The sequence below is a fragment of the Flavobacterium sp. CG_23.5 genome (genome assembly GCF_017875765.1).
GTDB lineage: Bacteria > Bacteroidota > Bacteroidia > Flavobacteriales > Flavobacteriaceae > Flavobacterium.
The window spans coordinates 2,813,740-2,837,739 of sequence record NZ_JAGGNA010000001.1 but is presented as its reverse complement, the minus strand read 5'-3'; the positions used below and the strand labels follow the sequence as shown (position 1 = coordinate 2,837,739).

Annotated in this window: 22 protein-coding genes; 1 reads left to right on the top strand and 21 read right to left on the bottom strand. The window is 35.2% G+C overall.

Annotated elements, in window-relative coordinates:
• The first annotated feature begins 164 nt into the window (after nucleotides 1-164).
• A complete protein-coding gene (locus H4V97_RS12220; RefSeq protein WP_196849910.1) occupies nucleotides 165-1,073 on the top strand; it encodes an NmrA family NAD(P)-binding protein in 909 nt (302 codons plus the stop codon).
• A gap of 116 nt (nucleotides 1,074-1,189) precedes the next feature.
• Here the strand turns inward: H4V97_RS12220 and H4V97_RS12215 are convergent, their stop codons facing one another.
• From H4V97_RS12215 to H4V97_RS12115, 21 genes are all read right to left on the bottom strand, one after another.
• Nucleotides 1,190-1,363 carry a hypothetical protein gene (locus tag H4V97_RS12215; protein WP_196849911.1) on the bottom strand — a complete coding sequence of 58 codons (174 nt, stop codon included), beginning with the start codon at nucleotides 1,361-1,363 and terminating at the stop codon, nucleotides 1,190-1,192.
• Nucleotides 1,364-1,634: 271 nt separating this feature from the next.
• Nucleotides 1,635-1,772, bottom strand: coding sequence for a hypothetical protein (locus H4V97_RS12210; protein ID WP_196849912.1), 138 nt, complete (start codon nucleotides 1,770-1,772; stop codon nucleotides 1,635-1,637).
• A gap of 134 nt (nucleotides 1,773-1,906) precedes the next feature.
• On the bottom strand, nucleotides 1,907-4,528 hold the full coding sequence (locus H4V97_RS12205; protein ID WP_231385428.1) for a multicopper oxidase domain-containing protein: 2,622 nt from the start codon (nucleotides 4,526-4,528) through the stop codon (nucleotides 1,907-1,909).
• A 24-nt stretch (nucleotides 4,529-4,552) separates the two neighbouring features.
• A complete protein-coding gene (locus H4V97_RS12200) occupies nucleotides 4,553-4,690 on the bottom strand; it encodes a hypothetical protein (RefSeq protein WP_196849913.1) in 138 nt (45 codons plus the stop codon).
• A gap of 191 nt (nucleotides 4,691-4,881) precedes the next feature.
• The gene (locus H4V97_RS12195; RefSeq protein ID WP_196849914.1) at nucleotides 4,882-5,502 is read right to left on the bottom strand and encodes a membrane or secreted protein; all 621 of its coding nucleotides are present in this window, start codon (nucleotides 5,500-5,502) and stop codon (nucleotides 4,882-4,884) included.
• 186 nt (nucleotides 5,503-5,688) lie between these two features.
• A complete protein-coding gene (locus tag H4V97_RS12190) occupies nucleotides 5,689-6,738 on the bottom strand; it encodes a type II glyceraldehyde-3-phosphate dehydrogenase (RefSeq protein WP_196849915.1) in 1,050 nt (349 codons plus the stop codon).
• 11 nt (nucleotides 6,739-6,749) lie between these two features.
• Nucleotides 6,750-8,846: a copper-translocating P-type ATPase gene (locus tag H4V97_RS12185; protein ID WP_196850080.1), complete on the bottom strand. Its 2,097-nt coding sequence runs from the start codon at nucleotides 8,844-8,846 to the stop codon at nucleotides 6,750-6,752.
• A gap of 359 nt (nucleotides 8,847-9,205) precedes the next feature.
• Nucleotides 9,206-9,454 (bottom strand): hypothetical protein, encoded by a 249-nt coding sequence (locus H4V97_RS12180; protein WP_196849916.1) that lies wholly within the window; start codon nucleotides 9,452-9,454, stop codon nucleotides 9,206-9,208.
• 22 nt (nucleotides 9,455-9,476) lie between these two features.
• On the bottom strand, nucleotides 9,477-10,505 hold the full coding sequence (locus H4V97_RS12175) for a pesticidal protein Cry7Aa (RefSeq protein ID WP_196849917.1): 1,029 nt from the start codon (nucleotides 10,503-10,505) through the stop codon (nucleotides 9,477-9,479).
• Between the two features lie 236 nt (nucleotides 10,506-10,741).
• Entirely contained in the window at nucleotides 10,742-11,104 is a 363-nt protein-coding gene (locus tag H4V97_RS12170) for a hypothetical protein (protein WP_196849918.1), read from the bottom strand.
• Between the two features lie 108 nt (nucleotides 11,105-11,212).
• A complete protein-coding gene (locus tag H4V97_RS12165; protein ID WP_196849919.1) occupies nucleotides 11,213-11,659 on the bottom strand; it encodes a universal stress protein in 447 nt (148 codons plus the stop codon).
• Between the two features lie 171 nt (nucleotides 11,660-11,830).
• Nucleotides 11,831-14,395, bottom strand: a complete 2,565-nt coding sequence (locus H4V97_RS12160; RefSeq protein WP_209549850.1) for a heavy metal translocating P-type ATPase — start codon at nucleotides 14,393-14,395, stop codon at nucleotides 11,831-11,833.
• Nucleotides 14,396-14,538: 143 nt separating this feature from the next.
• The gene (locus tag H4V97_RS12155) at nucleotides 14,539-14,823 is read right to left on the bottom strand and encodes a heavy-metal-associated domain-containing protein (protein ID WP_209549849.1); all 285 of its coding nucleotides are present in this window, start codon (nucleotides 14,821-14,823) and stop codon (nucleotides 14,539-14,541) included.
• A gap of 86 nt (nucleotides 14,824-14,909) precedes the next feature.
• Nucleotides 14,910-15,428, bottom strand: coding sequence for a helix-turn-helix domain-containing protein (locus H4V97_RS12150; protein WP_196850081.1), 519 nt, complete (start codon nucleotides 15,426-15,428; stop codon nucleotides 14,910-14,912).
• Nucleotides 15,429-15,474: 46 nt separating this feature from the next.
• Nucleotides 15,475-15,954: a DUF305 domain-containing protein gene (locus tag H4V97_RS12145; RefSeq protein ID WP_196849922.1), complete on the bottom strand. Its 480-nt coding sequence runs from the start codon at nucleotides 15,952-15,954 to the stop codon at nucleotides 15,475-15,477.
• A 726-nt stretch (nucleotides 15,955-16,680) separates the two neighbouring features.
• Entirely contained in the window at nucleotides 16,681-17,802 is a 1,122-nt protein-coding gene (locus tag H4V97_RS12140) for an efflux RND transporter periplasmic adaptor subunit (protein ID WP_209549848.1), read from the bottom strand.
• 2 nt (nucleotides 17,803-17,804) lie between these two features.
• A complete protein-coding gene (locus H4V97_RS12135; RefSeq protein WP_196849924.1) occupies nucleotides 17,805-19,052 on the bottom strand; it encodes an efflux RND transporter periplasmic adaptor subunit in 1,248 nt (415 codons plus the stop codon).
• Nucleotides 19,053-19,054: 2 nt separating this feature from the next.
• The gene (locus H4V97_RS12130; RefSeq protein WP_245345235.1) at nucleotides 19,055-20,251 is read right to left on the bottom strand and encodes a TolC family protein; all 1,197 of its coding nucleotides are present in this window, start codon (nucleotides 20,249-20,251) and stop codon (nucleotides 19,055-19,057) included.
• A 43-nt stretch (nucleotides 20,252-20,294) separates the two neighbouring features.
• Nucleotides 20,295-22,232 (bottom strand): efflux RND transporter permease subunit, encoded by a 1,938-nt coding sequence (locus H4V97_RS15955; protein WP_196849926.1) that lies wholly within the window; start codon nucleotides 22,230-22,232, stop codon nucleotides 20,295-20,297.
• Nucleotides 22,229-23,524, bottom strand: a complete 1,296-nt coding sequence (locus tag H4V97_RS15950) for an efflux RND transporter permease subunit (protein ID WP_209549846.1) — start codon at nucleotides 23,522-23,524, stop codon at nucleotides 22,229-22,231. The genes H4V97_RS15955 and H4V97_RS15950 overlap by 4 nt, the downstream gene beginning before the upstream one ends.
• 5 nt (nucleotides 23,525-23,529) lie before the next feature.
• Entirely contained in the window at nucleotides 23,530-24,000 is a 471-nt protein-coding gene (locus H4V97_RS12115; RefSeq protein ID WP_209549845.1) for a heme-binding domain-containing protein, read from the bottom strand.

Genomic DNA, 24,000 nt, shown 5'->3' with positions numbered 1-24,000 from the left:
GATTTATAATCCAATCTCTTTTTATAAAAAAACTAATTACAATCTTAATCATCTATATTTACTTTGTAATTAAGACGAAACAACCCAATTTGCCGATTTTTAGGTAAACTGACGTTGATTAATTATAAAACCTTTCTACGGACAATAGAAAATAGTATAGAAAAATGAAAAAAATAATTTTAGTAGCAGGTGCGACAGGTAATTTAGGGCTAAGAATAGTAAAGGCTTTACTAAATAAAGATACTGAAATACGTGTAGTTGTTCGTTCGACCAGTGATATTGAAAAAATAAAAGAACTTGAAAATTTAGGTGTTAAAATTTATAAGGTGAGTAGTTGGAATTTGGAAGAATTAAAAACTTCTTGCATTGGTGTTTCGTGCGTAGTTTCCGCTTTAGCCGGATTACGTGAAGTGGTTATAGATGCCCAAAAAGTTTTGTTAGATGCCGCCATTGCAGCCGGCGTTCCTCGCTTTATTCCATCAGACTATTCATTAGATTTTACTAAGTTTTCATATGGCGAAAACCGAAACTTGGATCTAAGACGTGAATTTCACGAATACCTTGACAAAACTTCAATTACAGCAACTTCAATTTTTAACGGAGCCTTTACTGAATTGTTAATAAATGAAATGCCTATGATCCTTTTCAAGCAGAAAATGATTCTATACTGGGGAAATAAGGATTACAAATTGGGCTTTACCACAATGGATAATACCGCAGAATTTACAGCTAAAGTAGCTCTGGACTCAAATACTCCCCGATACCTTAGAATTGCAGGTGACCTAGTAAGTCCGCGCGAAGTAAAAGCAATAGTTAGTCAGGTAACAGGACAGAAGTTTCGCTTATTTAGACCTGGCGGACAAAGACTTCTTACGATAATTATAAAGATTGCACGAAAATTAGCGCCAGGAGAAAAAGAACTTTATCCTGCTTGGCAAGGAATGCAATACATGCACAATATGATCGATGAACGTTCGAAAATAGCAAAACTCGATAGTAGTCGCTACCCAGAAATACATTGGACAACGGTAAAAGATTTTCTATTCAAACATCATGGGAAAAAAAATATTTAAACTATCTGAAAGTTAAGTTATTTAGCGAATGAAAAAATCGACTAACGCTAGAAACAGATTTACACTAGTCAGGATTTCTTGCTATGAAAACTCTTTTATCAGCTACATTTTTTTATCTAAACTCCTTTTACAGTAGTTCCTATTGCCAAAACAACAAAACCAATTAGTAATAGCGTGTAATTATACTCCGATAAAATCTGAATATGTGCAAAATGTCCGATGATTCCTAGTATACCGCAAATCAATCCTATAATCCAGGTAATTTTCTTTGGTGCTGAAGGGTTATTCATATAAATAATTTTATAGTTGCTCCGAAGTTAATATATTTCGGCAAAACAAAAATAACGGTATAAAACTGATAAAATCTACCACAATTAGAGATTATAATTACATGATTCACACATTTTTAGCAAACAAGCTAAAAAATCTAATGTATTTGTGGATTTTAAAAAATTATCTTGTAACTACAAATACCACTAAATAATCAGACTTTAGGTCGATTTCCTGCATTTTTTAAAAGTTAATATCTATTTCAAATTAATTATGGAGTAAAATTCAGAATCATTTTCTTCTTCTGTAACGGTGCGCCACTGCTAATAACACAAGTGCAAAAAATATTATAGAGACCCACCAAAACATATGTAGTCCCATGAATGTGTAGGCGTTCATGTGCATTTCTCCATTTCCTTTATCCATCATAGCATTATTTTTTTAAAAAGTTAACAACAATTTTCATTGCAGGATTATGATCCTATTTATTACTTCCGTCTTTTATCCATTTCTTTTATCAATACGCAGCTGCGCATTCGAAACAAAAACTTCCCAAAGGATATTTAATAATTCAAATTCACACCAAAACCAATTCCCATATCGCTATCATAATGTGTAGTCACACCAAGATTTCTCGTGATAATGTATCGCAAACCTGCCATGTATTCTTTATCTGTATTCCACATTAAATTCATGCGCAATCGTTTAGAAACCGGAATATCCATACGTTCAAATTGCAATCTGAAATTTCCGTCCGTATAGACTTCAGCTTGTGCTTTGATGAGCATGGGCAAAGTATATTCCACCCCTGCACTGAAAACGGCGCGATTGTCTTTGGTATTAGTTTGACCAAAAAGATTTTCTTCCATTACTCCCATTTCCATTTTTCGATACCTCCAGTCAAAACCAATGAACGGCATCAGCCATTGCATTTTTCCAATGTATCTTCCAATATGAGTTTCGGTTTCATATCCATGATGATCGTTGTAACCCAAACGCCATTCGGTACCAATACTCCAACGCGTGTTTTGAATCATCAGCATTCCATCGTTTCCATTAGTAGCAAAATCATTTTCCGCCATCACATGGAAAGCTCTGTCATCTGCGAATAATTTGCGTTGCGCCAATTTAGGATTTGGTATTTCTGGATTAGCAGGAGAATTTTCATAAGAGAAAACCCTTCCCATTCCGCTCATCATGTGATACAGAATATGACAGTGAAAAAACCAATCACCACTTTCGGTGGCTGCAAATTCCAACGTATCCGTTTCCATTGGCATGATGTCAATGATGTTTTTCATGGGGGCAAAATCGCCTTGACCGTTGATTACTCTAAAATCGTGTCCGTGCAAGTGCATCGGGTGACGCATCATCGAGCCGTTATGCAATATCAAACGGATATTTTCTCCTTTTTTAATTAGAATCTTATCTGCTTCCGAAACTACTTTGTTGTCTAAACTCCAAACGTAACGGTTCATATTTCCGGTTAGTTCAAATTTCAATTCTTTTACCGGCGCATCTTTTGGAAGTGTTGTTTTGATTGGCGATTTCAGCATCGCATAGTTCAATGTAACAATATCCGAAAGTTCGTTGCTGTTATAATCGTCCTCCGTCATTTTCATACCGTCCTTTTTTGGCGAAGAATCATCCATTTTCATTTTTCCCATATCATGTGAAGAATGATCCATTGCACTTTCCATTTTCATTTCGCCTTTAGGAGTTAGAGGCCCTGTAATTTCCGGATACATCACTACGTTCATGTCCATTTGGTTCAGTGACATTTGCATTCCCATATCGTCTAAATCACCATTCATTTTCATCATTCCGTTCATCATCTTCATCCCTTCAAAATATTTTAATTTTGGTAAAGGAGTTGTCAATTGCTTAATCCCGTCACCTAGATACAGGGAAGCTGATTTTGTGCGATCTTCTGAGGTGACCAAAAATTCATAAGCCGTTTTATCCGCAGGAATGGTAACAATAACATCGTACGTTTCAGAAACGGCAACAATTAGTCTATCCACCTCAACTGGCTCTACATCATTACCGTCATTGGCAACAACGGTTATTTTTCCGCCTGCATAAGTAAGCCAAAAATAAGTGGAAGCGCCACCATTTGAAATTCGCAATCGGACTTTATCTCCCGCTTTAAATTGGGACAATTGACTTTCGCTTTTTCCGTTGATTAGAAACTTATCGTAATACACATCACTTACGTCCATGGCGTTCATTCGTTTCCACTCATTCTTAACTTTAGTTTTGAAATGACCGGCTTTTATCGCTTCCGAGTAGCTTTGAGTTGTTCCTTTTTGAATCGCAAACCAATCCGAGGCGTTATGCAACATTCGATGCACATTTTTCGGGTTCATATCCGTCCATTCACTCAAAATTAGGGGAATGGTTGGAATATCAAGATCTTCTCTTTTGTTCAAAATCATAGAACCGTACATCCCAATTTGCTCTTGCAAACCAGTATGACTGTGATACCAATGTGTTCCATGTTGAATAATTGGAAAAGTATACACATGTTCCGTATGTGGTTTTATAGGCATTTGTGTCAAATTAGGCACGCCATCATATTGGTTGGGCAGCATTAGTCCATGCCAGTGCAACGATGTCTCTTCATCCAATTCGTTATGCACATGAATTTCAGCCGTATCGCCTTCGGTAAAAGTAAGCGTTGGCATCGGAATCTGACCGTTTACGGCAATGGCTCTTTTAGGAGTTCCTGTAAAATTTACGATGGTATCACGAACGTATAAATCGTATCTGACTGTTCTTGGAGCAATTTTACTTACTACTGTTTTGATTGGTCCTAAGCTAGCTTTTGGCATATCCATAGTACCCATATCATGTCCTTTATGAGCATCCGCCTCATTCATTTTCATGCCATCCATTTTAACTTCTTTTTTGGAAGTTTTCGTCATGGGTGTTTTGACACTTTTTGGCTTTTGTATTACTACTTTCTTAACTGTTTTTGCCTTCTCCTTTATTAATACCATTCCGCATTTTGGACAATTTCCCGGTTTACTTGCGTGAATTTCGGGGTGCATCACACAGGTATAAGTGGTTGCCTGTACCTTTTGTTGCTTTTCATTTTTTGACATATTCATCCCTTTCATATTCTGCGCTTGCGCACCGGAATAAAAAATCAATATGAACGCTGCTACTATTATTCTTCTCATTTTTATTATTCTAAATTGTACTAATTATTTTCTTTTTCTGAATCGGCTAAACATTACCAATATGAAAACAAGCAATACAATTATTAAAACCAACCAATACATTTGCATTCCCATGAAAGAATATCCGTCCATGTGCATTCCATTGTTATCGCTATCATGCATAATTTTATAATTTTAGAGTTAACCCGTAAAGTGTAATTTATTATTTTAATTTATTGATATAGGTATTATTTATATTTCTTGACTAAATTTATTTATGAACCACATAATTCCATTAACTATCGGGACTATGTGGTTAAAACTAATAAACATAATTAATATAATTACATGAAACAGGTAATTATACTTAAATATTAATGATGTGCTTTATGATCTTCTTTCTTTTCCATTTTTTTATCCATCGTTTTCATTTTTTTCATGTCCATTTTTTCACCTTTCATTTTCTCCATCATTTTCATCATTTCGGGATTTTCCATCATCGATTTACACATTCCAGACATCATAGCTTCATCATTTTTACATTTTTCCATCATTCCTGCCATCATACTTTTCATCATTTCTGGATTATCTTGCATCATTTTCATCATTTCCGGCATCATGCTTTTCATCATTTCGGGATTATCTTTCATCATCCCCATCATTTTAGCATGATTTTCTTTCATCATTTCTGGATTATTCTTCATCATTTCCGCCATCATATTTTTCATCATTGCAGGATCGTCTTTCATCATTGCCATCATTTTAGCATGACTTTCTTTCGTCATCATCATTTCCTTTTCCTGCATCATCATTTTACCGCTTTTGCTATTCATAAGCATCCCCATCATCTCTTTGGACATACTATCATCATTAGCAATTTCATTCATAATTTCCATTCTCTTATCTGATTTTGAGAGAACCTGTTGTGTTGACTGGCAAGAATATAGAAGACCAACTAAACCAACCATTAACGTAACTTTTTGTAATGTTTTCATAATTTTTATTTATTGTTTTTAAATTCCACTTTGTGACTATCACTCCGTTTTACTTTTAAAGTATTTATTACATTGTCTTTTTTTATTCAATTTCAAGTCAAAAAAAATATTATTTTTAATTCATTGTGCCTGTAACTGATTTAACTACTAATCGTTTTTAAACTTTTTATGAATGAACTGCATTTTTTATTTAAACAGATTTTTGAAAACATCTCCCTGAATTATTCCCATTGAATTATTTGTTTTGTTGATGGAAGCAGTTGCCTCTTTCTCTATACCTGTCAAAGCCCTGATGGCATCAATGGTTTCGGGTACAACGATGGCTTGATTGTACACTTGGTAATTGAAATAAAGTTCATTGCCTATCACTTTTAAACTATCGATCCATAAACCTACTTCCCACATATCACCTCTTGGCCTCCCTAAATCACTCATCAATTCTATGGTATGATTTAATGCTGTAAGCCCATCACTTTCCCTGAGAAAAATAACTCTTGGCGTTTTTTCAAAAATTGAAATTATTTCTTCCCTTGAACAAGGACGTGCAAGTTCTACATGCCAGCTATGAAAATGACTGGTTGTTTGGGCAGCAACTAATGCAACGGTTGTAATTTCAAGTCCAGGAATTATTGTTTGTGCATCAGGACCCTGATGCGATGGAACCGTTGTTTCAGGAACGATAGTATTCATAATTCCTGAATGGTCAGATTCCCAAGGATCGGTAGCTCTGCGAACAAGTACTCCATTGCCTTTTTTGAATAAACCTGATTGATGCAATGCGCCATTTATACGAACGATGCTCGTTGTATTACACGAAACAACTCTTGTAGAATCCCTTCCTATAGCACTTGCATAATTTGCTTGTGCAACAAATGAATGTCCAGTAAGCTCATGTTTTTCTCCGCCCTGAAAAATTGATTTCACGCCTGCATTTTTATACTTTTCGAAATTTAAAGCAGCAACTTTTTTTGGTGTTGCATCACAAACCAAATCAACATTTTTAAGCAAATCATCTAATGTTCCTTTAACATCAATACCTGATGCTTTCATTTTTTGAAATGAGTCATTATCAAAAGCAAAAACAGGAAGATTGTTTGTTGCCCCTGCTTTAATTCTCCAATCAGTTACTAGGTCGACAATTCCAACTAGTTCCATATCATCCTGTAAAAGAATGGCATCGGCGATACGTTTTCCAATGACTCCATATCCATTTACTGCTACTCTGATTTTTTTCATTTTATAATTATTTATTTTTCATCTTTTTTGGAAACTGACTTTACCTTCAACATTTTCGCATTAATGGCAACTACAATCGTACTCACACTCATTAGCACCGCGCCAACCGCTGGAGTTAATAAAATATCCCATTTGTAGAGCGCACCTGCTGCAAGCGGTATGGCAACTACATTGTAACCTGTCGCCCAAATTAAATTCTGAATCATTTTGCGATAGGTTGCCTTGCCGAATAAAATCAAACTTGCAATGTCTTTTGGATTGCTGTTCACTAAAATTATTCCTGCTGTTTCGGCTGCAATGTCGCTTCCGCTCCCCACAGCAATTCCTATGTTTGCTTGTGCTAATGCAGGGGCATCGTTTACCCCGTCACCTGTCATGGCAATAAATTCTCCTTTCGCCTGCAGCTCTTTTATCTTTTCTAATTTTTGTTCTGGCAACACTTCTGCAAAATAGCCATCCATTTTTAATTCATCACTAACACTTTTGGCAACGGCTTCATTATCGCCAGTAAGTAAAATTGATTTGATTTTATTGTCGTGAAGTGTTTGTATTGCTTCGGCAGATTCAGGTCTTATTTTATCTCCCAATGAAATAAATCCTCCCAGTTTTCCATCTATAATAATGAAAACAATTGTTTCGGCTTTGTTCCCTGCATAATTTTCAGGTAATTCAATTTTATTTTCTTTAAGATAGCCTGGACTTACAACTTTGATATTTTTCCCATCTACTTCGGCTTCAACTCCTTTGCCCGTTATTGCTTTAAAATTTGAAACTTCTGGAATTGTAATAGACAATTCTTTTGCTTTGGTGAGTATTCCTGTTGCAATAGGATGTTCGGAATTTTGCTCCAGCGCAGAGGCAAGCCTAATAATTTCTTTTTCGTCTCCGATAGATAGAGGAGTTATTTTTGCTACTTCAAATTTTCCGATGGTAAGTGTCCCTGTTTTGTCAAAAATTATAGTTGTTATTTTTCTTGAGTTCTCAAATGCTGTTCTATTCTTAATGAGTAATCCGTTTTTTGCTGATAACGCTGTTGAGATAGCAACCACTAATGGTACTGCTAAACCTAGTGCATGAGGACAACTAATAATAATTACAGTTACCATTCTTTCCAATGCAAATTGAAGTGTCTCACCATATATTAGCCAAAAAGCAAATGTTCCGAAGCCGAGCGTTAATGCAACAATGGTAAGAACGAGTGCAGCCCTGTCAGCTAGCAGTTGTGTTTTTGATTTTGATTTTTGTGCATCATCTACCATCTTAATTACCGTAGAGAGATAAGAATCTTTGGAAGCATGACTAACGGTAACTTTTATAGAACCATTACCATTGATGGAACCCGCTATTACTTTTTGCCCTTTCGATTTTTTTACTGGAACGGATTCGCCAGTGAGCATAGATTCGTTTAAATAACTTTCTCCCTCGGCAATTAAGCCATCGGCAGCAATTTTTTCACCAGGTTTAATAAGGATAATGTCTCCTTCTTTAAGTGAATCCGTTTTTACATCACTGATTTGATCTCCAGTGACAAGATGTGCTTGGTCGGGCATTAACTGTACAAGCAATTCCAATTCTCTTGACGCACCTGCAATAGATTTCATTTCGAGCCAATGGCCAAGCAACATAATGGTAATTAATGTTGCTAATTCCCAAAAAAAATCTTCTCCCTTTAAACCAAAAACAGTTGCTGTGCTATATATGTATGCAGTTGAAATAGCCACTGCAATCAATATCATCATTCCAGGTGTGCGCGTTTTTATTTCGTTCCAAAATCCTTTCAGAAATGGTAAGCCACCATAAAAGAAAACTATTGAAGATAGTGCAAAGGCAACATATTGTGAACCCGCAAATTGCCAATTTATACCAACGAGCATTTGAAGCATGGGAGATAAAATCATTATCGGAATGGAAAGCCCAAGACAAATGAAAAATCTCAATCGAAAATCTGCAATCATTTTATGATGGTCATGACCTTGCATTCCCATTGGTGCATTGCCGTGTTCCATCTTTGCATGCTCTTCCTCAGACATCTCCATTTTCGTCGAGTCCTCTTTCTCTGGAGATTCATCCTTAGTGAATTCTTTTTCTGAAGGTTTTTCATCACTCATTTTTGCATGCTCTTCCTCAGACATATCCATTTTCGTCGAGTCCTCTTTTTCTGGAGATTCCCCTTCATTGACATCATTTTCCGAAGAAGTTTCTTCTTTCTTTTCTTCCTCGGGAGATTCCTCTACTGGAGTAACTTCCTTCGGTTGTTCGTTCGGGGCTTCCTCTTTTGTTAGCTCTGCTTTTGGAATATCTGCGTTGGAATTTTCCGTTGTGGCGGTAACCTTCGGTTCGTCACCGTCCGTGTCAATATTGATAGTGATTTTAGTCATAGTTGTCAATGTTATTCTGTTTACACTTTATTGAGCAATCCTTTTATGAGATAAGCTATACCATAGTTGAAATAGCTTATCTCAAAAGTCTATTTTTTAGAACCCATTTTTGCATGCTCTTCTTCTGTCATGTCCATTTTTTTTGAGGCGGCTTTCTTTGGAGACTCTTTATCCGTAGAAGTTTTCTCCTTCGTATCTTTTTTTGGAGTTTGTACTTTTGGTGATTCTGCTGTTGGGAATTCTGTTTTTGGAACAGCAACTAAATCACTGTCTGTTGTTGTAACTTTGGGTTCGCTATTGTCTGAACCTGTTTTGATGTTAATGGTGATATCTGTCATAATTTTAAATTTTAATTGATTACTAATTTGTTTTTTTTAATTCGTCTAAAAGTGTATTGAAATTTACCGATGCTACAGCAATTTGCTCGTCACCAGCACCGTAATAAATGTATAATTGATCATCAAATAAAGCTGTACCTGTAGGAAATACTACATTATTCACAACACCTTTCTTTTCATAACTTAATTCTGGTGAGAATAAAGGATACTTTAACCTTGAAATTTCTTTTGAAGGATCTTCCAAATCAAGTAAGGCAGCGCAGGCATGATAAACACGCCCATCGGCTGTACTCTCAACTCCATGATAAATTAATATCCAGCCATCTTTAGTTTCAATTGGTGGACAACCAGCACCGATATACGAAGCTTCATGATTAAATTTAGGTTCAAGCACAATATATTCTGAAAAATTTTTGAAATAGTTGTCCCAAAAAATTTGTGTTAAATCCTCTATTGAGTTAAACGAGACCATCTGTATGCCAGGGCGTATTCTTTGAAGAAACACAAATTTTTTATTTATTTTTCTTGGAAAGAAAACAACATCTTTATCCCATAAATTAAAAGAGTTTCCAGACATTTCTATTTTTAAGAATTCATAAAAACGGGTATATTTTTCTTCTGTTTTTGTTTCACAATATTCCAATAGGCATTTAAACTTTTCAAAATTCATTTGAGGGGTGATTAAACCTAATTTTTGAAAATCTTTTAAATTTGTTGATGTTGCAAGTGCACTTAAAGCATTATTTCCATCAAAAGCGGTATAGGTCAAATAATACGTATTCTCTATTTTTGTTATTCTAGGGTCTTCAACTCCATGACTTTCATAATCATATTGCGAGTATATTATAGGTTTTTGATTTCGTTCAATTATTTTAAGTGGTCCATCCAATCTGCAATATCCAATGCTTGAATAATTTCCTTTTTTTAATGCACGATAAAAGATGTGAACATTATTTCCCTCCTTTATTACGGCAGGATTTAATACACCTTCATTTTCAAATTCAAATTCTGTTTTTTCTAATAAAATCCCCAATTTTTTAACCGCTATCATATTGATTTATTTTGGATAATTCATTTTTAAGTGCTAATGTGTTTCAACAATCGTTTTAATACTAAATAATTTCGATTCCATTTTTTATTAGATTAAGGAATTAATCAGTCTTTATTTTAAACTATGCAATCGTAATTTTCTTTTTCTGAATCGACTTAACATCACCAATATAAAAACAAGAAATACAATTATTAAAACCAACCAATCGATTTGCATTCCAATGAAAAAATGCGCTCCTATATGCATTTCTCCATTTCTGGATTATCTTGCATCATTTTCATCATTTCCGGCATCATGCTTTTCATCATTTCGGGATTTTCTTTCATCATCGACATCATTTTAGCATGATTTTTTTTCATCATTTCCGGATTATTCTTCATCATTGCCATCATTTTAGCATGACTTTCTTTCGTCATCATCATTTCCTTTTCCTGCATCATCATTTTACCGCTTTTGCTATTCATAAGCATCCCCATCATCTCTTTGGACATGCTATCATCATTAGCAATCTCATTCATAATTTCCATTCTCTTATCTGATTTTGAGAGAACCTGTTGTGTTGACTGGCAAGAATATAGAAGAGCAACTAAACCAACCATTAACGTAACTTTTTATAATGTTTTCATAATATTTTTTTTAAAAATTTCAATTGTTTTTAAATTTGAACTTTGTGACTATCACTCCATTAATTTGAATGCAAACTATTATTATTTTTTCTTCCGTACAATTTCAACAGAGCATTTGGCATGCAATGCAACAGACTGTGAGACCGACCCTAATAAAAGACGATCAATAACACTATAGCCATGCGAACCAAGAACAATTAAATCTGCACCAAACTTTTCGGCTTCATCGACAATAACAGTTTTAGGAACTCCTTCTATTGTTGCCGTGACAATTGAAAGTTCCGGGTTTTTATTTCTAATGATTTTCGCTGCCTCATCTACAGAGTTTTCTGCAAACTTTGATGAGTTTACATCTTCATTGCCATAATATTCCGTTAAGACACCCATAGGAGCAACATTCATAAGAGAAGCTCCTTCATAAACTGAGATGATTTTAACTTTTGTATTGGACGGCAAAGGTCTCTTTGCAAACTCTTTTACCATTGCGATACTAAAAAGTGAACCATCAGTTGCTAAAATTATTTTCATTTGACTACAGTTTTATTATGTTATTCAAATTAAGACAGTTAAAAATTAAATTTATTAAAATTACATTATAAATTTAAGATATTTTCAACAGCTTTAGTGGCGATTTTCTATAATTATAACAATAGGACAACAATTTCCTTTTTTCGAGAAACAAGTTCAGATCCTTTTTTTTTAAAGCTTTAAACTTCTTAATCGCAACGCATTTGCAATTACAGAAACTGAGCTAAAACTCATCGCCAAAGCTGCAATCATTGGCGAAAGCAAAACTCCAAAAAACGGATACAAAACGCCCGCGGCAATTGGTATTCCTAACACATTGTAAAAGAAAGCAAAAAACAAGTTTTGCTTGATGTTTCTCATTACGGCATGACTTAAATTTTTGGCTTTTACAATCCCTTTTAAATCCCCTTTTACTAAGGTAATTTTGGCGCTTTCTATGGCAACATCCGTTCCTGTTCCCATCGCAATTCCTATATCCGATTGTGCCAATGCCGGAGCATCATTAATTCCGTCGCCAGCCATAGCCACTACTTTTCCTTCTGCTTGCAAACGCTTAATTTCTTTGAGTTTATCTTCGGGTAAACATCCCGCTATGTACGAACTTAAATGCAATTCGGCAGCCACAGCTTTAGCAGTATTTTCATTATCTCCAGTCATCATAATCACTTCAACACCCTGACGCATCAGCTCTTTTATAGCTTCGACACTGGATTCCTTAATAGCATCGGTAATGGAAACAAACCCTAAGGCAACCCCATCAATGGAAATATAGGAAACCGTTTTTCCCAGTTTTTGTTCGGCTATAATTTGACTCTCTAAATCAGCAGAAATTGTTGCACTCACTTGTTCCATCAGGCTTTTGTTTCCCAATGCCACTTTTTTATTGGTCACTGTCCCTAAAACTCCTTTACCCGAAACGGCTTCGAAATCTTTCACTTCGATTAATGAAACGGTTGCAGCTTTCGCAAAATTGACTACGGCTTGCGCCAATGGATGCTCGCTGTATTGATTTAGCGAAGCTATATTTTGTAATAAATCAATTTCATTATTTGGTACAGAATATACTTGTCCAACGGAAGGTTTTCCTTCGGTAATTGTTCCTGTTTTATCAGTAATTAAAACATTCACTTTATTCATATTTTCTAAGGCTTCGGCATTTTTTATCAACACCCCAGATTGCGCTCCTTTCCCCACTCCGACCATCACGGACATTGGCGTGGCTAATCCCAAAGCACACGGACAGGCAATAATTAAAACCGCAATCGCATTAATAAATCCGTAAACCAATGCAGGTTCCGGTCCAAATTTTGCCCAAACAAAAAAAGTGATTACAGAAGTAAGAACAACTATTGGCACAAAATATTTGGCAATTTTATCGGCTAGTTTTTGGATTGGGGCTCTGGAACGACTCGCATCATTTACCATTTGTACAATTTGCGAAAGCACCGTTTCTGAACCTATTTTTTCGGCAATCATCACAAAGGATTTGTTACCGTTTATGGTCCCGGCAATAACGGAATCATCTATCGTTTTGTCAACGGGAATAGGTTCTCCCGAAATCATCGATTCGTCTATTGTACTTTCACCATCAGTTATTTTTCCATCCACTGGAATTTTATCTCCCGGTTTTACACGCAATAAATCTCCTTTTTTAATGTCGTGGATCGAAATTACTTTATCCGCTCCATCCACAACCAAAGTCGCTTCAGTTGGAGCCAATTTCAACAATTCTTTTATCGCTCCGCTGGTACGGCTATGTGCTTTGGCTTCTAAAAGCTGACCCAGCAAAACTAAAGTTAGGATTACCGTTGTTGCTTCAAAATACAGATGCACTGTTCCGCCTTCTGTTTTGAATTCATTTGGAAAAAGTTCCGGAAAAAACAGTCCAAATACACTAAATAGAAAAGCGACCCCAGAACCAATTCCGATAAGGGTAAACATATTTAAATTCCATGTAATTACAGACTTCCAGGCACGCACAAAAAACATCCAACACGCATAAAAAACCACGGGAAGTGATAATCCAAATTGTACCCAGTTCCAACTTGACATATCCATTAATTTCATCAAAGGATTATTGGGTATCATATCTGACATTGTGATGATAAAAATAGGCAGTGTAAAAACGACTGCGATTTTCATTTTGCGAACCAAATCGAGATAGGTCTTGTTATCTTCACTTTCGGTAGGCTTCATTGGCACCAAATCCATTCCGCAAATGGGACAGGATCCCGGCCCTTCCTGAATTATTTCGGGATGCATCGGGCAGGTGTACATTACTTTCGATGCACTTAATTCGGGGGCTTTTACCAAATCCATTCCGCAAACAGGACAATCTCCTGGTTTGTCATAAACTTTATTGCCTTCGCAATGCATGGGACAATAATATTTTCCTGCCGCATTCAAGGGAATTTTGGCTTCTTCGTTATGAATATGATGATGACTGTCTGTGTTGTGTTGATGTGGTTCAGTACCGCAACACGATTTTGCAGTTGGTTCTTCATCGGTTTTTTCAGCAGCGGCTGCCGGCTTGCTCATTTCAATGGTATAATCGCCTGCAGCAGTTAAAGCTTCCTGCAACTGTGAAGTAGGAATGTGTTTTTCCATTATTATGGTTGCCATCGGTGGATCCAATGAAACTATAGCTTCAATTCCCTCAACGGCATTCAGTGTTTTTTCTACTTTGGTACGGCAACCATCGCACGACATTCCGGTAATAGTATAGGTATGTTTCATGAATAATATAATTAATTCCTTATTTTTTGGAAGTTTTTCTAGAACAACCCCATTTATCTTATTAGTCTTTAGATTCTGATAAATTTATTTTTACAACAATAAGGCTAAAAGTAAATTACTTTTAGCCTTAGATTTATTGAGATTTATGCTGTTTTTTTGGTACCGCAACAACAAGAATTTTCTTTTGCACTTTCCTCCGTTTTATGGATTATGTCAGTAGAATTTCCCATTTCTATAGTGTAGTCTCCAGCTTTAGTCAAAGCTTCTTGCAACTTTGAAGTAGGAATGTGTTTTTCCATTGTGATAGTCGCTACTGCTGGGTCTAAGGTAACAACAGCCTCAACCCCCTCAATAGCATTCAATGTTTTCTCCACTGTACTGCGACAACCATTGCAACTCATTCCAGTAATGTTATAAGAGTGTGTCATTTTTTTGAAGTTTTAAATTAACATAACAAATATCGGAATGAATCTACTTTATGTTGTTACATAATTCTGGGTAAGCTTTGTATAATTTATAATTCACCAATCTGCTTTTTCTTTTTAACTTTCAATTGCTTGAAATGCGTAGCAGTAAAACCAGTAGTTTTTTTGAATTGATTGCTTAAATGCGCGACATTACTATAATTAAGCTGAATCGCAATTTCACTTAACGTCATTTCACTATAGATTAAAAGTTCTTTTGCTAAATCAATTTTTTGAGCGATAAAATAATGTTCAATTGTTACCCCTTCTTTTTCTGAAAATAACTTGCTTAAGGTACTGTAATCTTGCCTTAAATCAGCTGACAAATAGCTTGATAAATTACTTTTAAGTTGATCTCTTTTATTATGTACCAACTCAAATATTAGATTTTTGATCTTTTCGACCGACTTATTTACCTTATCATTTAACACTTCAAAACCAAGCAAATTCAGGTTTTTCGACAACAGTTGGATTTGGCTTTCGTTTAAATTATTTGCAATTTCAACTTCACCTAATTGCATCTTAACGATAGAAAGTCCCATTTTTATGAACTCTTTCGTCACTGCCATTTCACAACGGCCACAAACCATATTTTTGATGAAAATTTTCACTTTATTATTTTTTGCTTTCTAAACGAACAATCATTTCATTCATTTGCTTAATTTCTTTTTCTTGGGCAGCGATTATATCTTCAGCTAATTTTTTGACTTCTGGATCTTTAAAATCTACATTACTACTTGTCATAATGGCGGATGAATGATGAGGAATCATAGCTTTCATATACTGTATATCTCCAATAAAAGTTTGTGTTCTTAAAAGATATAGTGTTCCAAAAAATGTAAAAGAAGCAAAGACTATTATCGCAAAATTAATTTTAGTATTTGGGTACATTTTCCACATAAAAAGTAACATACTGACTGTCATTACCGCAATCATTAAAGTAGTCATATAAAAACGAGTAATACTATTATAAATATGACTGAATTCAGCAACATTTAAAAACATTATCAGATACATGAGTATAAATGAAACGGCCATTATTAGGGCAAATTTTGCATAAGGGTTGTTCTTTGATTCTGTGTTATTATGTTCCATAGTTTTGTTTTTTTTTATTACAGTTCTTAAATGACATTCGATTTAATTATCGGATAACGTCTTTTTTATAATTATTTTAATTTTGAAATGTTTTCAAAGCTCCTTAACGCAGTACTAATTCAGCCAATTTTTTTTATTATAAATATCTATAAACCAATGATATAAATCCTCACCTTGGCCATTAAATCGACTCCCTTGCGGAGTATATACCTTAACTAATTATGGTTTAGGCAGCGGTAATTACTACTTTTTGGGTTGAGTCCATTTCTGATTTAATTTCAATCATTGCGTTAGATTCAACTACACTTTCAACAATCCCGTTTTTAATTTTCCGAACCAAATTTAAGTTTCATCTTTTCCTCAAATGACAGCATACGTTGGAATAAATTACCTTTCCTATCGGTTTGGGTTTATTTTGCAAGTACCCGCATATTTGACCGCAACACCAGGTTATAATTGAGTATTTTCATTCCAATTTGTACTAATTTTCAATCCGAATTAAAAAAAATCTGAAGTCTGGATTTATTAATGAAGGAAACTTTGGCTACAATATGTTCAACAACCGTAACGGTTTTTTTTCAATTTGACATGATAATCATTGCAGGAGCTTCCGGTGATAGTATAGGAGTAGTGTGTCATTTTTTTACTCGTTTAAATTATCATTACAAATATCCAAATGAAATGGCTTTAAATAGTTGTACAATTTTGGAAAAAATTTGCAAAATATCACATTTTCATTCCTTCCATTGGGTCGGCACCTTTACGGAATTTATATTCACTGTTTATGCCATACGCACCTGTAACAACCACTTTTTGGGTTTTATCCATTTCCGACTTTATTTCAATCATGCCATTGGTTTCCACGCCGGTTTCTACCATTAATACTTCAAAAACGCCATGACTTTTTTCAATCCAAATATACGACGAGTTTTGTTCTCGAATAACGGCATCGGCCGGTATAAATAATCCTTTTAGATTCGATTGCGTTAATTTTGCAATTCCCTGCATTCCGGGTTTCAGGAATGAGTTTTGATTCGGGATTTCCATTCGTATTAAAAGCAGTCTGGTGTCTGGATTTATTTCCGGATTAATAAATGAAATTCTAGCATTTATTGTTTTATCGGGATAATCGGCAAATGTAACTTTTGCGTTTTGTCCAATATTTATACTTTTTGCATAATTTGCGTTTACCTGCGCTTCAAGCCAAAGACTGTTTAAATCGGCCAATTTAATTATAGCGGAACCTTCCATGGCGTAACTGCCTTCTGTGACTAGTATTTCCGAAACATAACCGCTGTAGGCACTGTAAAAAGTGGTATAAGGCGAGACTTCATTACTGCTTTTTATATATTCAATTTGTTTATTGGTTAAACCAAAAAACAAAAGTTTTTGCTTGGCTGCATTGAACATAATTCGAGCGTTTTTCCCAAAATCACCCGGCATTGCAAGCTGTTTGTATGCCGTAAAATAGTCTTGTTTGGCAATTGCGATATCTTCGCTGTATAATTGATAAACTGCTTCATTTTTATTAATATAATCACCGGCAGTTTTGAAATATAACTTTTCGATTCGTCCCATTGCACGCGCCGAAATGGTTCTAATTTTTTCCTGATTAATCGTAAGAACGCCAGTATAGCTTTGTTCCAGACTGCTACTTGTTTCCGAAATAGTTTGGGTGGTAATATTACCCAGTTTAATTTGCTGGTCACTCAGGACAAATTCATTAGAAGCAGAATTATTTTGTTCTTCCGCTTGATGAGCGTTTTGGTCCTCCTCCTTTTTAGTATTACAGGCTAAAAATACAGTAAACAGTAATAATATAAAACTGAATTTTTTTATCTTTTGCATAATTATTCTGTTTTTATAAAGCTTTCGCTATCAATTAAATATTGCCCATTTTCAGCAATTGTATCTTGAACGGAAATCCCATCGATAATTTGGACAAAATCATTGATTTCAATTCCAGTTTTTATTTCTCTTACTTTGAATCCGTTATTCATTTTTATAAAAACAATTTTTTTACTGCCGATACTTACCAGTGCCTGTTTTTGAAGCCAGATCCCTTGTATCGGATTTGTTTCAACAATGCCTTGCAACCTCAAACCGATGGGAAATTTTAAAGTGTTGTTATTTAAATAAACTCGTATTCTATTGCTTTTATCAGTCGGGTTGAATTGCGTTTCAATAAAATTTACTTTGGCATCAATAAAATCATTTTCGTCTAATTCCGAGGAAATCCGGATGGATTGATTTGTCTTAATCAAGCTATTGTATCCTTGCAGAACATTAAAAATAGCCCACACTTTATCCGTATTCACTAATTTAAAAACGACCTGATTTTTTTTAATGTAATCCCCTTCTTTTACGGTTAAATTCTCTGTGGTACCGCTGGAGTTTTGCATAGGACTCTCTGCGCTTTTAGTCATGCTTTCCGTTCCTTGAATAATACCGAATGCAGGACTATAAATGGAAATTACGGGGCTTGACCTTCTGGTTGAAACCAGCGAATTTATTTGATTATTAGTCATTCCGTAAAGAACCAATTTTTGTTTTGATGCTTTAATAATCGATGTATTATCGGCATCATTTGTGATTAAATAGATGAAATTTTGCTGTTCAGTCAGTAGTTCCGGACTGTATAAATCAAAAAGTTTTTGTCCTTTATTTACTTTTTGGTATTTATAATTGACATACATTTTTTCTATTCTGCCGCTTATTCTTGCCGCCACATTTACTCCAGCATTTGGATCATAAGTAACAATTCCCGGTAAACTCATTTCACTGCTTATGGCGGTGTCTTTTGGTGTTGTAGTTTGATAATTACCCACTATAAAATTATCGGTTGGCGTTAATAAATCTTCAATTGATTTACTGTTTACAGCCTGATTCCGAATTGTTTTTTTCACCAAAGCCATTCCGCAAATGGGACAATTACCCGGTTTGTCCCGAATGATTTGGGGATGCATCGGGCAAGTGTACAATTCCTTTTGATGCCCATGATTTGATTGAGTATTGGATTTGTTTATAAAATAATAAGTAGTAATTCCAATAATCGAAATGACCAGTACCACTAAACTATATTTCAAATACTTGTTCATAATTATTTGGTTTCCAATTGTTTTTCAATTTCCACTTGCGTGCTCAAAACAGTTTGCAATTTATCTAATGCATCGATTTGAGCCATGTTCAAAGCTTCCCAAGCATCCAGAACAACAAACAAATCTCCCGTGTTATTTTGCCAAGCTATAATTGCCGTATCATAATTTCTTCGTAAGGCGGGAATAATACTTTTCTCGGCAATTTCATATTGTTTTTTTACGTTTACCAATTCGGTATTCATTCCTGAAATCATTCCGCTCGCTTCATTTAGAATCATCTGTTTTTGCCAATAAAGGCTTTCATTTTTCAGTTGAAAACTATTGATGTTGGCTTTATTCATCTTTGTTGACCAAGGCATTGGAATATTTATCATTCCCATTAAAGTGAATTGTGGCGGTTGCTCACCAAAGGCAAACATGTGTTCATATTTGACACCAAATTCGGGTAATAATTTTGTCTTTTCGGCTTTTATTTTCAATTGATTTAAGGCAATTGTTTTTTCGATGGCTCTAAGGTCACTTCGATTTTGAGAAAGTGATGTGGTATCTGATTCCATCTGATTGAAATCAATTAATTTATAGATTGGATCTATCTCAAAAGCGGTGTTTTTATCTCTTGCCATCAACGTATTAAGCACAATCCGTTTTTGGGATATATCATTTTGCAACATTACAGTCATGCTTTGCAATTTACTGTATTGTGATTTCGCTTTGTAATACGTTGGTAATTTATCCATATTATATTGGTATCGTATTTCCATACTTTTAATCATATATTCCAAAAGCAATAAATTATCATTGGCAATTTTTATTTTTTTACTGAGTACCAACCATTGATAATAATTCGTTTTTGCTAAAGCATTCAACTGATTGATGGTGTAATTTTTATTTTCGGCTTCAACCGAAGACATGGCGCTCATATAATTAAAATCAGCCTTAAGTTTTGAAACATTAGGAATCATTTGTGTAACGCCTAACATATAATTCCCCATTCCTGGTCCCATTTCGTCGGCTTTCCACAATCTTGGATTGTAAGGAGTCATAAAAAAACCCGTATTCACTTGCGGTGCCATCCAACTTTTGGCTCCTTTTGCGGCAGCATTCATAGTTTGAATATCGGCATCGTACATTTTCAGTTGCGGATTATTGGTTTTGATTTTGGCCAAAACGGCATCCAAAGATAGCGTTTGTGCTACCATAACAGTGACATTTAGAACCAAACAACTTATAACGAGAAAATATTTATTCTTTAGCATCTATAATTTCAATTTTACCTTTTGTTTTTAATTCACGTAGCTTAACCATTTCAAAAACAACTGGTGTTACCAATAAAACATAAATAGTTGAAGTTATCGTCCCTCCAATGAGTGGAACAGTAATAGGTAGCATCACATCGGCACCAGTTCCTGTTGCCCAAAGAATGGGTATTAGACCAAACAACGAAACGGAAACCGTCATCAGTTTTGGTCGTAACCTTTTTGCTGAACCATCAATAATATACTGTCGTAAAATAGCCTCAGTGATAGTCTCATTACTATTGCCGTATTTTTCTACCATTTTATTCATGGCTTCATTCAAATAAATGGTCATTAACATGGCTGTTTCTATAGCCAGTCCAAACAGTGCAATAAAGCCAACAGCCACCGCCACCGATAAATTAATACCATAAAAATAGACCATAAATATTCCGCCAATTAAGGCAAATGGTACGGTTATCATCGTTATTAAGGCCTCTTTCATTGAATGATAGGTAAAGTATAAAACAAGAAAAATAATAACAAGAACAATTGGTAATATCATGGTTAGTGTTTTGTTGGCCCTAATTTGGTTTTCCCATTGACCGCTCCATTCGACGTAATAGCCTTTAGGCATTCTGGTCATCAACGCATTCAATTTTTCCTGCGCTTCTTTTACGGTACTGCCCAAGTCGCGCTCCCGAACATTAAACAATACACTGCCGCGAAGCATTGCGTTTTCGCTATTGATCATCGGTGGTCCATCACTTATTTGTATATCTGCTATGGTTTCCAATGGGATTGGTCCAAATTGCATGGTTTGCACCTGCAACTTTTTTAATGCCTCAATACTATTTCTGTATTCTTGTGCATATCTGGCATTTACTGAAAATCGTTCTCTACCTTCGATGGTTGTGGTCAATTTCATTCCACCAATAGCCGCTTCAACAACATTATTTACATCGTCAATCGAAAGTCCATATCTGCCAATTGCTTCGCGTTTTGCTATAATATCAATATATTTTCCGCCAGTTATGGGTTCGGCATACAAATCTTTAACACCCGCAGTACCTTCTAGTGCTTTTTTAATTTTTTGGGATAAGGCATCAATGGTATCCAGACTTGCTCCGTAAATTTTTATTCCCACATCAGTTCTGATACCGGTAGAAAGCATATTGATCCGATTAATTATGGGCTGGGTAAATCCATTGGTTACCCCAGGTATTTGCAGTTTATTGTTTATTTCTGTTACAATATCATTTTTTGTTTTACCGTCTCTCCATTCTTGTTGCGGTTTAAGCAAAACAATCGTTTCAATCATACTTATTGGACTATTGTCGGTTGCTGTATTTGCTCTTCCGGCTTTTCCCAAAACATGAGACACTTCCGGTATCGATTTTATCAGTTTATCCTGAACCTGCAAAATTCGTTTTACTTCGGAATTTGACACATCAGGCAACGTTACCGGCATGAACAAAATGGAACCTTCATCTAAAGGAGGCATAAATTCCGAACCTAAGCGTGTAAACATAAAAACCCCAATTAATAATGCGAGGATATTGATTCCCAACAATGATTTTCGCCATTTTAAACAAAAAGTTAAAATCGGTGTGTAGATGCTTTCTAATTTTTTGTTAATTGGATTTTTGTTTTCTGGGCGAAGTTTTCCTTTCAGTAAATAACTAATCAAAACCGGCGTAAGCGTGATGGCTAAAAACGCATCGACAATGAGGATGAAGGATTTTGTCCAGGCCAGCGGGCTAAACAATTTACCTTCCATACCTGTCAAAAGGAATACCGGTAAAAATGAAGTAATTACGATTATAGTGGAATAAAAAACACCGGGGCCAACCAATTTAGAAGAGGTTTCGATTATTTTCAGTTTTTCTTCCGAAGATAATGGGTCGTGTTCTTTTTTGAATACATTTTTTAAAAAGCTTTTCATTTATCAGTCGATTGTTGATTACTATCCATCTCTTCTTGTTTTTCTGAAATACTTCTATATGCATTTTCGACCATTACAATACCGTCATCGACCACAACGCCTATCGCAAGTGCAATTCCCGTTAATGACATAATATTGGATGTAATCCCAAAAACTTGAAGCAAAATAAAACCTACAGCAACGGATATGGGCAACTGAATGAGGATAATTAGTGCACTTCTCCAATGAAAAAGGAACAGAAGAACTATAATAGATACCACAATCATCTCTTCGATTAAAGTTCCTTTAACGGATTCGACTGCTTGCTCTATTAGTTCGCTTCTGTCATAGGAAGTTTTGAAAGTAACACCTTGTGGAAGTCCCTTTTCGACTTCTTTCATTTTCAATTTCACCGCTTTTATTACTTTATCGGCATTTTCCCCATATCGCATGACCACAATTCCACCGACTACTTCTCCGTCGCCATTTTCGTCAAAAATTCCCAAGCGCAAATCGCCTCCCATTTGTACAGAACCAAGATCTTTTACTCTTACGGGAACAGCATTGTAATTTTTAATGGCAATATTTTCTACCTCTTTTATGTTTTTGATATAACCCAATCCTCTCACAATGTAAGACATGTTGCTCATTTCAAACTTTCGTCCGCCAACATCGTTATTGTTGGCCTTAACGGCATTCATCACTTCCATCATGCTTACGTTATAGTACTGCATTTTTAAAGGATCCAATACCAATTGATACTGTTTTTCAAAACCGCCAAAGGAAGCCACTTCCGCCACACCGGGAACGGTTTGCAATGCAAATTTCACATACCAATCTTGCAGCGCTCTTTGCTCTCCCAAGTCCATACCATTGGCTTTTAAATGATACCAAAAAATATGTCCGACACCCGTACCATCAGGACCTAAGGTTGGCACGACATTTTGAGGCAACAATCGTTGCGCATAGTTTAATCTTTCCAAAACGCGGGTTCTAGCCCAATAAGCATCGACGCCATCTTCAAAAATGATATAGACAAAACTCATCCCAAACATGGATGCACCCCGAATGTTCTTCACTTTTGGAATGTCTTGCAAATTAGAAACCAAAGGATAAGTTACCTGATCTTCAATAACCTGCGGACTCCTTCCCATCCATTCGGTAAAAACAATAACCTGATTTTCTGATAAATCGGGTATGGCATCAATGGGATTTTGTTGCAAGCTATAAATACCCCAACCAAATAGACAGGCGGAAACAAGCAATACTATTACTCGATTTTTCAGAGAAAATGATATGAGTTTTTCTACCATACTATTTAATTTTCTATAGAAATACTATCTCTCATTCGCTCCATCCAATGTATCAATACTGCTTTATTCTCTATAGTGAGTTTAGCATTTCTGTGGATTAAGGTATAAGAAGACAATGGCATTTCATCTGATTTAATTTGTTTGATAATTCTATCTAATTTATTCCCTTGTTTTCGTTTAGAATAATTACCAAATTCACTGAAATTTAAATTCTCTTTTCCTTCAGTAGTATGGCTATCCATAAACATTCTCGTTGGCTGAATATAGGAATACCAAGGATATTTTGTATTATTACTGTGACAATCATAACAGGAAGTCTTTAAAATGTTGTTAACATTTGAAGGAACATTATATGTTTTGTTAAAATGAATTGGTAGAACCCGTCCATAATCTAAATTACGGACGGGTTGATAAAATTGTAATAGCAAAAGAATAACACAACCTGAAATTATTATTCTTTTGATAACGATTTTCAT